At 41.0% G+C, this 11,822-nt stretch carries 10 protein-coding genes and 1 pseudogene; all 11 read right to left on the reverse strand.

The annotated features are described in order from the left end of the window. Positions 1 to 228 precede the first annotated feature (228 nt). The 11 genes and pseudogenes from ACO08I_RS28250 to ACO08I_RS28300 all read right to left on the reverse strand — a co-directional run bounded on the left by ACO08I_RS28250 (position 229) and on the right by ACO08I_RS28300 (position 11,731). Positions 229 to 1,542 carry a DDE transposase gene (locus ACO08I_RS28250; protein WP_421947818.1) on the reverse strand — a complete coding sequence of 438 codons (1,314 nt, stop codon included), beginning with the start codon at positions 1,540 to 1,542 and terminating at the stop codon, positions 229 to 231. Positions 1,543 to 2,180: 638 nt separating this feature from the next. Then, positions 2,181 to 3,266: a transposase gene (locus ACO08I_RS28255; protein WP_421947829.1), complete on the reverse strand. Its 1,086-nt coding sequence runs from the start codon at positions 3,264 to 3,266 to the stop codon at positions 2,181 to 2,183. A 63-nt stretch (positions 3,267 to 3,329) separates the two neighbouring features. Beyond that, the gene (locus tag ACO08I_RS28260; RefSeq protein ID WP_421947830.1) at positions 3,330 to 4,715 is read right to left on the reverse strand and encodes a hypothetical protein; all 1,386 of its coding nucleotides are present in this window, start codon (positions 4,713 to 4,715) and stop codon (positions 3,330 to 3,332) included. A 34-nt stretch (positions 4,716 to 4,749) separates the two neighbouring features. Beyond that, positions 4,750 to 5,067, reverse strand: a pseudogene (locus tag ACO08I_RS28265) (transposase); the annotation flags it as partial. 551 nt (positions 5,068 to 5,618) lie between these two features. Further along, on the reverse strand, positions 5,619 to 6,662 hold the full coding sequence (gene pseI / locus ACO08I_RS28270) for a pseudaminic acid synthase (protein WP_421947831.1): 1,044 nt from the start codon (positions 6,660 to 6,662) through the stop codon (positions 5,619 to 5,621). A 1-nt stretch (position 6,663) separates the two neighbouring features. Beyond that, positions 6,664 to 7,524 carry a methionyl-tRNA formyltransferase gene (locus ACO08I_RS28275; RefSeq protein WP_421947832.1) on the reverse strand — a complete coding sequence of 287 codons (861 nt, stop codon included), beginning with the start codon at positions 7,522 to 7,524 and terminating at the stop codon, positions 6,664 to 6,666. After that, a complete protein-coding gene (locus ACO08I_RS28280; RefSeq protein WP_421947833.1) occupies positions 7,515 to 8,081 on the reverse strand; it encodes a GNAT family N-acetyltransferase in 567 nt (188 codons plus the stop codon). Before ACO08I_RS28280 ends, ACO08I_RS28275 begins: the two co-directional genes overlap by 10 nt. After that, positions 8,056 to 8,745, reverse strand: coding sequence for a pseudaminic acid cytidylyltransferase (gene pseF / locus ACO08I_RS28285; RefSeq protein WP_421947834.1), 690 nt, complete (start codon positions 8,743 to 8,745; stop codon positions 8,056 to 8,058). Before pseF ends, ACO08I_RS28280 begins: the two co-directional genes overlap by 26 nt. A 3-nt stretch (positions 8,746 to 8,748) precedes the next feature. Then, a complete protein-coding gene (locus ACO08I_RS28290; protein WP_421947835.1) occupies positions 8,749 to 10,038 on the reverse strand; it encodes a DUF4910 domain-containing protein in 1,290 nt (429 codons plus the stop codon). Next, positions 10,028 to 11,158, reverse strand: coding sequence for a sulfotransferase (locus tag ACO08I_RS28295; RefSeq protein WP_421947836.1), 1,131 nt, complete (start codon positions 11,156 to 11,158; stop codon positions 10,028 to 10,030). The genes ACO08I_RS28290 and ACO08I_RS28295 overlap by 11 nt, the downstream gene beginning before the upstream one ends. A 12-nt stretch (positions 11,159 to 11,170) precedes the next feature. Continuing rightward, complete coding sequence (locus ACO08I_RS28300) at positions 11,171 to 11,731, reverse strand: transferase (protein ID WP_421947837.1); 561 nt, start codon at positions 11,729 to 11,731, stop codon at positions 11,171 to 11,173. Positions 11,732 to 11,822: the final 91 nt, after the last annotated feature.

Genomic DNA, 11,822 nt, shown 5'->3' on the forward strand with positions numbered 1-11,822 from the left:
CCTGAAAATTACTTTCAAGAGCCCCGATCAGAACAAAATTTGGTTACTTTGACCTTGTTGTCAAGGCTAGCTGGAGATTTTTTTGGCGCGGCTGAGCTATTTTTGGGGCCGGGCATTGCCTTTTGGCTGTTTTTTCATGTCAGAGCCCAAGAGGTTAAGGGCATCCTCAGGCTACTTCCTTAGAATGCAAGATGTCTTGTCCGCCCTTGGCTTAATCATACTGTTGCCCTAAGCAGCGCGGGCCTTCCTGCTGCGGCTGAGCTTTTTATGCTTGCGCCTTGCCACTTTCATCGCATTAGCCGTCATCATCCCAAAGAAGATCCATGTTATTTCGGTATGCTCATTGCGGGCTTTGATCTTCCGCAAGCCGTAGTGGTTTTTGTCATTGCCATAGCTCCCTTCCAGTTCTGTTGACCGCGCTTTGCCAAACTGCGCCGGCTGCTGGTCTTCTTCCTTGCGCATCTGTGCATCCGATGTACGGCGGCTTTTAGGCTTGAAGTTTGTGCGAATGCCTTCATCCGAGCAGTACGAGCGGTTGTCGTTCGTGGCGTATATCGCGTCTGCGGCCAGTTTGTCCAGCTGCCCAAAGTGCTTGCGGTGGAAGGCAATGGCTTCTTTGAGCCTCACCCTTTCGTGGAAAGCTTCGAAGCTGAAGTGCTCTATGAAGTTCAGCCCGCCAGCCTGCCAGGTGTTTACCTTGGCACCGAACTCTGTGCGGCTGTTCTCCTTGCCCCGCACGATCGGGCGGATGTAAGGCTTGTGCAGGCTTACGATCCGCTCAGGTACAGGCTCGCCAGGGTTGTCATAGTGCCACTGCTGCTGGGCATAGACCTGAGCAATTGTGCCGTAGCGCTCCATGACAGCCTCATCGCACAGCTCCCGCTGGCCCGCCGCACGGTACTGCTCAAAGAGCAAAGCTAGTTGGCCCAGCAGTTTAGCGCACAAGTGCAGGAGCTGCCTCCGCCTACGGCGCTCCAGCTCATAGGGCTTGCGCCGACGGCGCGAATAAGCCATTTGCTTTTTGCGCTGTTCATTGTACTTGCTGCGCGGGCGGGGCTGCCCCAGTTCCTTCGATATCAGCGCAATGCGCTCATGCAGCCATTCAGCGCTCTGCCACAGCAGTTTTACGTCTGTTGGGTAGCGGATATAGGACTCATAACAAGTCGCGTCGCACATACCACGGCTCAGGTTGCCCATCCAGGGCTTCCAATGCCTGCCCAGTATAGGCTGGGCCTGTTCTATGGCGAGGTGTTTAGCCACGAAGCTGCGGGCTTTCCAGATAATGTCTTTGTCTTTGATCCATTCGCTCTTGCCCAAGCGGATACCACAAAATAACTGCATCGACCAGTCTGTATTGATATGTTCCAGCAGCTTAGCATCGCTGCAGCCTTCATAGGCTTTTAGGAATTGCAAGGCGACCTTGCCGTAGTTGTCAAACCAGGGCTTAGCCCCTGTGCTATTTTCGGACTCCGGCAGCAATGCTGCCAATTCGGCTATTGGCAGCCTGCTGTGCAGCTGCCCAAGGTGGGTGCGCTGAGTCATGGCTGTACCCCAAATTGGGGCGGAAAAAATGTAACTGCAAAACAAAATTGGGTTATCTTGTGGACGCAAAACAAAATTCGACCCGGAAAATAGGTCTTTTTTGGCTTTTTCCGGGTTTTTCATGCCCTTTTTAATACTTCTAGCCCTCTACATTCTTGATGTGGCTTCAATTTCAGGGTAGACCCTATATTAAAAGTTGACAAATTCGCGCACATACGAGGATTTTACGCTGTAACAGTCTCTCAAACTGACTCTTAAGTTTGGAGGCTAGCGGTCACTTGCAAAGTTTGATCTGCTCGATAGGTTAAGAATTTTCTGACCCTCTCAAATGTTGACCGTTATCGTTTGATTCCGTCAATAGCATCTTCGGCTTCTGCACGTATTGAACTACCCCAGCGATTGGACTCCTTTTGAAATTCGGTAATTTGATTATTCCTGAATGATTTTAATGGCTTGAGTATGTCAGAGTTATTGAGATATAACTCTTTGATTATCAGTTATAATTTTCTTAGGATCTATAGTTTTGACTTTAGAAATTATTAAAACGCCACTTTTTAAGAAAACTAATCATTGATTATAGTTCAATTATGCCTCAACAACTCTATTATGGTACAAAATGATTTCATTTGGTCAATGAGCTAAAGAGCCCCAAAGGCAAATAAGATCATTCGTTTGAAATTATCAGTATATCGATAGCCTCTTGCGGCTCTTTTGATAAACTGGATTTTCGAGTTCATTCCTTCGAGTAATCCATTGGTGACTTTGGATTCGACGAAGTTAATGATACCCTGAAAATGTTTGTAAATGGATTTGCAAAGGCGGTCCATATTGAATAAATCCTTGGTTCGGCCTACCCAATAAGACAAGAAAGCAGCAGCCTCTTGGCAATTGGGCTGTATCCATAGTTGGTCGAGCTCTTCTATGTGATAAGCTAACAGCTGCTTATCGACTTTTTTTGACTTCCATAGTGGCTTAAAATACCGATTGATAAGTTGAACTACATGGAAGCGGTCAAAAGTAATTCGAGCATCTGAAAAATGAGTCTTCACTCCTGAGATAAAAGCAGGGGACATATCTATTGAAAACTCTTCAATCGTATCAACTGACTTACCCGAAAGACGGAGTTGATTGACGTATTCGGTAACAGCTTCAGATGACCGGCCATCCTGAATATCAAGGATTTGTCCATTTTCTAAATTGACAAATAGGCTGATGTAGGTATGCCCTTTCCTGGTAGAAGTTTCATCAAGGCCAACTTTTTGGGCTACTTGAGCTTCTCGTTGTTCGTATCTGTCCAGCGTGTAATTATCATAGATAGTACGGACTCGTTGAGGGTAAATATTGAAAAAGGCAGCGGTTGTTTTCTTGCAATTCGTTAAGCGGAGCAATGCTAAGACCTCTTGTTCAAATAGCAGCGTAAAACCACTTCCTTTACGAGCCCAGGGAACATCAATCACTGCTATTTTCCCGGTTCGGCTATCCTTGAAAACAGGTAGATCGGCTTTAATATAACAGGGATACTGAAACAAACTCAGGTGCTGCCAGCATTTTTCATAAGAGGAATGCTTCGTATGAAATTTGCTTGGTCGATAGGAGCTATCAACTTCAATCGTGAACGTGATGCTAGATGTCTTTTTATCTTTCACTTGCCGGTCTACGCTAGCCAAATTAAACGGATATTCAAGACCTAGCGATTCGATAAATAGTGCTTGTAACTGATCCATCTTTTGAGGATAAAGTTCTTGCACTTACATTTATTAACCAAATGGATTCACTTTGAACCTCTATTATACCTCCTTTCCGCAAAAATGCTTTAAAAAAGCAATGAACCTTTTATCACTTTCAACATCTTTCCACCAAGAATTAATGTCTTCTAATCCTAAAACCTTATCAATAAGCGATTCAACGTCATTATGTAGTATTCCTAAACGGGTAAGATCAGGAATGTAGCTACTAAACAACTCTGAAGGCGCTGTATTGGTATTTAAGGTGATCACGGGTTGACCTGCATAGAGACACTCTAGGAAAGTAGTGGAAGGAATGCCAGTAAGCACTATCAATTCGGCTTGGGAGGCAACTTGTACCATAGGCTTATCTCCTTTATCTAACTGTATATCAAATGGTATATTTAGTACCCTAGCCTGTTTTGAATTGTCCATGAAGCGATACTTAGGTAGCGGTCGAACAAGGACTTTTTCCTTAATGTCATCAGGGATAGATGTGAAAAAATGTTCGAAAAAATGATTGTATGAATCCTTCGACTGTTCCGTGACCGCCATGGCCATGACTATTAATATTTTATAATCAAATATACCGGAAGCCGGACGGTGTTTTTTCCAGTTTTCTAGATATTCTATCAAGCGGAATGGCTTATCCGGAAAATCTTTAGGATGATTTTTCCAACCGTAGGTTCTTAGTTCATCTATTTGAGCATAGAATACTTCGTTGGGGCTGTATTGTAGTTCTCCCATGAATCCGCCAGTCTGATACCTTACCACTTTAGCGCCCTTTTCTCGATATAGAGCTACTAAAAACTCAGAGTAGAAAGACTCCAAATGCTCAAAATGAAATGTTTTGGACTCAGGTGATATAACAGGTATGCTTTTGATGATGGCATCGTAGTACTCTACATATATTTTAGGAGTAGATAACAAACAATTTCTTATGTATCTACTATTATGCCGGTTCGCAATGACTTCCAGCTTTTTTCTCTTTTTCCTATTGACACCAGAAAATAAAACAGAGACAGGATATAAGGCAGGCATTACAACGCCTTCTTTATAGTAAGCTAACTTCTGAGCCCGGTCACCCAATAGGATATGATCGTGCCGCCCAAGTAATTTAAGATTCTTTTTGAAATTGCTCCTATATCTCAGGGCTTTAAGAATATATAGCAATGTCTGTTTCCGCATCACTTTTTCAGGGAGCGGATGGAACTTGGAATAGCCAAAAGTCCCATATTTTTCATTACCATTTTCTTGCTCTAAATAGGGGCGTCTGTTAATACAGGCTGTGAGGTGTCTATGTAAAGTGGCAAGCCAATAACTAGCAGAATATGACACATCGTGCAGTTCATTAAGCAAGGGCGTTAAAGTCGAGGCTAGCTCCAATATCCTAGGAGGTCTCTTGAAAACGAAGTTTTCTTCTTTATATGCGGGTTCTACATTACTCATTATAGTGTGTTAGCAGCAATTCTCAATTTGAAAATTACTCCAGTTTGATCTGATACATTTCGGCCACGGAGAGAAGCACCTGTGCCATATTTTCTCTGGGCAGGATTTTGAACACCGCCTGGATGCTTTCCCATAGCTTTGCTCTGGTCTTTAGCTCTCGGAGGACTATCCTAAAGTAGCGGCAACTGCTTTGCTGGATTTGGTCCACATAAAATGCCAGCATCATCAGGTAGGCAAAAATGGTACACAGGTTTTCCTGCCCATGGCCAAAGTTATGCTCGAAATTGTAAGACTGGTTCTTGAGTGTATTGAACGTCTCATTCTCAATTTTCCAGCGGCTTCGCCCTTGTCGAGCACCCCGATTTTGCGCACGCGCTTGAATAAGTCATGGAACCCTTGTCTGAGCTTATCAGGCTTGGCCTTGTCCAATATGTTGCGCAGGGCGTTGTTCGTGGGTATGCGACCAATACCGTAAACCGTGGCAAGATTGCTGTCTTCGGCCTGGCTTCGCTTACGGAAGGAGAACAAAGACGTACACTTCAGCGAGTAAATGGCGAAGCCGCTTTTCAGGGCATCGCTCATGCTATAGCTCGCATTTTCGGCGCGGCTGTCCTCCATGCGGTCAAGCAAACGGGAAATCACTCCGTGATAAAGGCTGTCAAAGCAGCTCAATGATTCTTTGCTTACTACTTTTTCCATCCCGTAAAGTTAGACAGACGCGCTCATTATCGGAATGGTATTTAAATTGAGAACTGCTGTTTCTTTACGCTGTTGGTGTCATTTTGGAACTCATTATCCTGAGACCTAGGGAGATTTTTTATTGATTTTATTTTTGCAATCCCACCTTTAGGTTTGCCTATCAAAGTTTCTTCAAATAACTGCCTTTTCAATATTTTATATGCTTCAGCTCTCTATCAAATCCCAACTCATTCGACTCCCTTTCTCTAAATCTTGTTTAACCTTTTTCCCAATTATATTTTTTAACTCTTTAGGATGCATCCCATGCCCTGGACGTATACTTCTCACATTTTCTTCGTTAATCGTTTCACCAGCTTTAATATCTTCCACTACATAAAGCGAGCGACTGAAGTTTCGGCTATCAATTTGCTTTTGAGTTGGGGTGTAATCTACTTTTCCAATGGCGAGTTCTGCCTCGCGTACGGCTTTTACCATTTCTGTAAATTCCTTTTCATTCATAGAGAATGATGCATCAGGACCACCAATGGAGCGATCAAGAATGAAATGCTTTTCTATAATTTTTGCCCCCAGAACAGTGGCTACTACTGGTACTGTACTACCTATGGTATGATCGGATAAGCCAGGTATTACGTCAAATCGCTCTGCGAAATCCTGAGCCATAATCATATTGGCTTCTGCAATAGGGGCAGGGTAGCTAGAGGTACATTTTAACAAAGCGATATCATTATTATCAACTTTCCTGCAAGCATCTAACGCCAATTCAATGTCTTCTAAACTGGCAATGCCGGTTGAAAGAATAATTGGCTTCTGTTTGGATGCGATATATTCTATCAGAGGAATATCTGTAATTTCAAAGGAAGCTACTTTATAAACTGGCGTACCAAGGGTTTCTAAGAAATCCACTGCAGTAGTATCAAATGGGGAAGAAAAACAGATCAGCCCTTCTTCTTTAGCACAATCATATAATGCTTGGTGCCATTCCCAAGGGGTATAGGCACTTTCGTAAAGTTCATAGTAAGATTTTCCATCCCAAATGGATCCGGACTTAATGATGAAATCATCTTTTTCACTCTTAATAGTCAAGGTGTCAGCAGTGTAAGTTTGAAGTTTTATCGCATTTGCTCCGGCTCGCTTGGCCGCACGCACTGTCTCAAGTGCCGTATCCAGACTACCGTTATGATTGGCTGAAAGCTCAGCTACTATAAATACTTTACTATCCTTGTTTAAATAAAAGTTTTCGATCTTCATATCACTGTAATTGCGTTCCGACTTGTAATATAGTCAGCGTAGGTCTAATTTTTGTTATTTGTAATACGCCATTAGGCGTTTTCACTCTTAAAGGATCAAGCGTAAGTATGGTGCCATTAGGCGTTTCTTGATGAAAGCCATAGTCATCAAGAAGTACTTGGTCAATGATTACCTTCTCTGCTTTTATCCAACTGAATGCTCCTGGATAAGGGGCTGCTTGAGCTCGTACCCAATTAATTACACGTTCTCGCTGCCAATCCCAGTTTATTTGACCATCATCAGGGGCACGTTTACCAAAATAAGTAGCCCGCTCGGAATCTTGTTCTGTCAAGGATAGGCGATTGTTGCTAATCTGGGTCAGCACCTTATCTATTATCACAGGATACTGCTCAGTATATTTCTTCAGCATATCAGCGCCTGTGTCACTAGGTAGAATTGGAATAGGGACCTGCTCAATAATAGCTCCAGTATCACATCCTTCATCAATAACATGGGCAGTAATACCAGTCACTTTTTCATTATTAATGATCGCCCATACGTGTGGCGTACGTCCTCTATATTTAGGCAATAAAGAACCATGTATATTGAAAGCCAATGCCTTAGGCCAATTAATTAAATCTTTTTCAATTAAAAAAAGATAGTTGATAGATACTAAGACTTCTATTTTATGCTTGCGAATAAAAGAGCTTGCTTTTCCTTTTCTGGGATTGCCAATAAAACAGTCAATCGCATATTCCCTTGCTAGAGCAACAATTAATTCGGACTTAGCATCTGTAAGAATAGCCACCACATTATACTTGGATACTACTTTTTGTAATAGTTCATACCCTAGATTACCACTAGCCAATATACCTACCTCCATACAGTAGGATTTATTTTAGCGTGAATAACAATATCTGTATATGTACCGTCAAGAAGGCAGTGGTCTTTAAGGCGCGCATCCATAAAATAATTGTTATATTCTAATGCTTCATAAAGGTGCGGACGAAGATCAAAAGCGTAGACATAAAGCTTATGCAACTTTAAGTCTTCAAAACCAACTTTTTCAATTAGAGCTAAATACTTAGACCAGTGATGATGAAAAGCATGTTTTTCCAATTTTGTATCGATGATGAAGGATATTTCGGCATTTCGATCCATCCAATTGATATGCACTAGTCCGCCATATCCAATGCAACGTTGTTCGTCCAAATAGGAAAAAAGAATTTGACTAGGAAAATCCTGATCAAATAAGGTACTTACCACATTACTAAAATAGTAATCTTGGCTCTCCTTCGTTAATACTTTATCTTGACGCAAATGATATATTTGCTCATTTCGCCATTTCATGATGTCATACCGATCTTCCATACGTATAGGGACAATACGATAAGGATCAGATACGTACGACTGGCTACTTAATACTTTGTAAGTACTCATATTTTAAAGCAGCAATATTCCAATCACTAAGGTTGTCTATATCTTGAACATACTCATCAGAAAGCACTATTGATTTGGATTTTTCTCCAAAGAAGGGCTTTCCAACAGCCTCTTTTCGCATCCAATACCATTGACCCGCATCATGATAGGCTGATGGTAGGTCTTGTGATCTGGAGTTGAGATGTTCAGGCCAATTCATTACCGTCACCCCATTTGCATCGCGTTTAAGACTTCTCCAGATGGGATAGCTAAATTGAGCAACTGGAAAGACAAAATGCAAATCAGGCGTACTTTCTAGCAAAGCTAGCCCCTCATTTAAATGTTCAGTGAGTACTAATGGTGCTGTTGGGTAAAGACAACAGATATAGTCAAAATCAATGCCTCGTCCCATATACTCGTCAATGACTTCTAAGATTACATCCATAGTTCCGGCATGATCATCAGCATTTTTTGCAGATCGCCTGAACGGAACTTTAGCTCCATATTGTTTTGCGATCTGAGCTGTCTCGTCCTCATCCGTAGAAACCATCACCTCATCAAATAGTCCACTATTAAGAGCTACCTGAATAGAATAAACAATAATCGGCTTACCCAAGAACAGTTTGATGTTTTTTCGGGGTATACGCTTACTGCCGCCCCTAGCAGGAATTATAGCTAGTCTCATATTTTATTCTATCGTAACCAATCCTTTTGCTTCGCATTTCTTCAGATAATCTAAAGTTACCGATAATGGTAGTTCGAATCTTTTAGAAAGTTCTTTCAAACTATATGGCTTCCGCATAAAAAATACAAAGTCCATTAACCTCCTCAATCCTACCGCATGTTCGCCTGCGGTAGCTACATCAACGTATAAATTGTACTTAGGATTACTTAATGCAAACAAGCCTTTAATTTGCTTGTTAATAACGGTCACTTCTTCGATTTGTTCGATCAAATTTTGAAGAAAGACTACGCTTTCATCCAGACTTTCCGCACTTATAATGTCCATGTTATCCAGTGAGGTATGGTATTGTGGATAAGGAAACCTAGATAGACTACACATTGGGATATCATAAGATTCAAATACAATCTCATCATTTCCAATGAGCGACCTGAAGTCATAAACTTTCTGTATATCGTCACCTGAAGACTGGCTCAAAAGGAGCGTTTCCGCTATTGGATCGATTAGATTGTCACTAAAACTTCGTTGAAGCTTTAGTGGTCCATCACTACCTAGCATTTCCAGAAACATGCCTGAAAATAAATTGCGTTTAACGGATGGCTCTAAGTTTTCAAGGTAATATACAGAGCCAATGATTTCTTGTAGGATCAGCAGCTTATAGCTGTATTTAGTATTTGTCTCAGCTAGTTTTTTGAAAAACTCGATCCCCACAGCACAGCCAGCTAGATCATCATTCGCCATTCCAGGGTGATCAAGGTGGGCTACAAAACAAAAGGTAAGTTCACTCTGTCCTTTAATATCAAACTCCAGTATATCTAAATATCCTTCAGATTCTTCTGTGGCAATTTCCACAGTATATTCATCCTTATCGGCTATACTTTCGTAAAAGGACATGGTGACACAAAACCCCCAATCTCGATTCCAAGGTTGATAAAACTGTCGAAAATGAAAAGGGATGGCTTCTTTTTCAAGGGGACTTATAGTCTTATAATGAAGGTGTTTTTTTAAATCTTGCCCAATTATTTTTCCTGAAAACGGTGCTGACAGCCCAATAACGTTCAAAGGGTGAGCAGTGCCATCAAATATCAACTCACCGTCCTTTCGTATGCTGGCACTTTTTAGGTTCCATTTTGGATGAATTTCCCAGCCATTTAGTGCTTCAGTTGAAGTATATCTGTGAACTTTAGCACCAGGTAAATAACCTAGGATTTGAGCCAGCACTTTATCATAGTCATCAGAACAGAAATTCCTATTCGTAAAGTATAGTTCTTCTATGATTTGGTAACTAAATGACATTCTTTAATGCATTATAGGCTCGAACATTCAAGAAGTATAGATTAATATCGGCTTCATCGAGATTGCTATTCTCTTTAAGCAATTGGTAACGCTTATATTCCTCTTCTAATACAACGGGGTTAAGACGAAAATCAAACTCCTTTATCCATTCTGCTTCTGTAGGGTAGTGCTCTATGTAGAGGTCTTCTTTTCTGGGAAATGAATGAAGTTCTATTGAAGGGTTATAACGCATAGTGCGCATTTCCGGCAAGCAGAACCATTCAATCATGCGCAACTCGTCTTGGCTAAGGATTGTTTTCCATTTATCTAAATACTGACTATTAATCTGCTTCGAAGTCCCATAGGATGAATTCTGCTGCCAAGAAGCACCGGAACCATCTTTATAGGTAGATGGGGACAAAAGATTTGAATCAAAAGGAAGCCCTAAAAAATTAGTAATACGTTCAAAGCTTTGCCTTGGATTACTTACCAAGTCTTCATATTTCATCAGTAGATGTGATGGATGGTCTTCCATAAGGTGATAAGATGCCACACTTTTTCGCCATTGCCTAATTAAGAACAAAATGGGATAAGCTCCAGTCGCACTTTTCCTATTGGAAGCTATCACTGCTCTAGGGTCACGGACTACTTGCAAACATTTTCGGTTCTGCGCTACCAGTGTAGGTAGAAATTCGTCTGTCCAAACCTCTTTCGTGCCAATCAGATCACTTGCCTTAGCTTGATATGCCTCTGCGGCAAGTTGAATCAACTGATTATAAACTTCTATTGCAGAACCTGCCTGCAGTTTATCTAAATTGTGCCCAATTCTTGGTGAAAATGCGGCAGCTCCTTTAATAAGAATAGGCTTTAAGGCTTCCACCTCGTCGGAGGTAAAGGGAATAGATGTCCAACTATGATGGAAATCATTGCGTAGAGCGACGTCCTTTAAAAAGTAATCATCTAGCGGTTGATTAGAGTTATACTCACCTAGTCTACTAGTATAAAACTTATTTCGTACATATTTAAAAAACACACGATGAGGATCGGAAAGCACACACATTTCAGCATGGCTATTCAAGGCACGAGCAAGAAAGGTGGTGCCTGATCTGAATAATCCACTAATAAATAATGTACTAGTCATTAAAAGAAGATGTTAGGACGTAACTCCTGATTGTTTATTTTCTTTTAGAATAATATTAGGACTACGCCCGAAGACAATCGTATTATCTGGGATGTTTTGATCTTTGATATACGAACCACTGGAAATAATGACATTATCTCCAATCTGGCAATTCCCTAAAATTTTACTATTTGACCACATTTTCACATGGTCTCCGATAACTGGGAAAATTCCCTTGTTGTTACCTACCGTACATCCTTGGCGAAACGAAAAATGAGTACCGTAAGTAGCTTTGCCAAGTACAGCTCCTAAAGGATGGTCTAAGAAAAATACTTTTGGTAGTTTAATTTCATAGAATAGATCGCAGCTATGAAGCATCTTGTTTAAAAGATATATTTTAGTGGCTATAGACTTATTTTCTATTCTGTAGAAAGCTGAATTAGCAAGCTTATAGAGAAAAATACAATATTGAGAAGAATGAAAAGGATTGAAATATACTTCATTCCCCCGTATGTAATACTTGTTCGTACTATGAGAAAAACAATACGAAAGTTCGTCTAGTACCTCATCAAGTAATGCTTCAACCACTTTCATCTCATTAGTGGTTATTAAAAAAAAGTCTAGTTGTTTACGAATTAATCGGATTAATTCAGATTTGGCACCTCGTATAATCACTTTGATCTAA

It is taken from the genome of Phaeodactylibacter xiamenensis (genome assembly GCF_965229835.1).
In the GTDB taxonomy this organism is placed as follows: Bacteria; Bacteroidota; Bacteroidia; order Chitinophagales; family Saprospiraceae; genus Phaeodactylibacter; species Phaeodactylibacter xiamenensis.